The organism is Halorubrum sp. Atlit-28R (assembly GCF_003665955.1).
Classification (GTDB): domain Archaea; phylum Halobacteriota; class Halobacteria; order Halobacteriales; family Haloferacaceae; genus Halorubrum; species Halorubrum tropicale.
In genome coordinates this window covers 1-545 of record NZ_QPLS01000120.1, presented here as the reverse complement: position 1 = coordinate 545, position 545 = coordinate 1, and the positions used below count along the sequence as shown (strand labels likewise).

The window sequence follows — 545 nt, the reverse complement described above, 5'->3', positions numbered from 1 at the left end:
ACATCGGGCGCGGAGTGCCCGTACTGCGGTGGCACGAACACCGTCCGCGAGCACCCGAAAGGGCCGGGACTGTGCCGGTCGATGCACTTCTGTAACGACTGTCAAGAGCCGTTCCAGCGGTTCGAATAACGTCGGCGGAGCGACCGGAGAAGAGCGGTTTTTTTCGAACGGCGTCCGCGGAGCGCCGAGGCGGTCACTCCGGGGACGGCGGGTTGAGGGCAGGAGCGTGCAGCGGAGCGCGGGGTGAGGGCCGAGCCGTTCAGCGAGTCGCGGGCCGAAGTCTCGGGCGAATCAGCCGAGGTTGAGGTTCACGTTCTTCGCCTGCGTGAACTCGCGGACGGCCTCCGCTCCCTGCTCGCGGCCGTGACCGCTCTGTTTCGTGCCGCCGAAGGGCGTCTGCGGGAACGTGACCGGGTACTCGTTGACGCTGACCATCCCGTAGTCGAGCGCGTCGGCGACGCCGTGAGCGCGAGAGAGCCCCTCGGTCCAGACGCCGGCGAGAAGCCCGTACGGGGAGTCGTTGGCGAGTTCGATCGCCTCCGTTC

General features: G+C 68.1%; 1 protein-coding gene. It reads right to left on the bottom strand.

Annotated features, from left to right (window positions below):
* Positions 1 to 291: 291 nt before the first annotated feature.
* Positions 292 to 545 (bottom strand): aldehyde dehydrogenase family protein (locus DVK06_RS17105; RefSeq protein ID WP_121601137.1); only part of this gene is annotated, 254 nt, incomplete at its 5' end.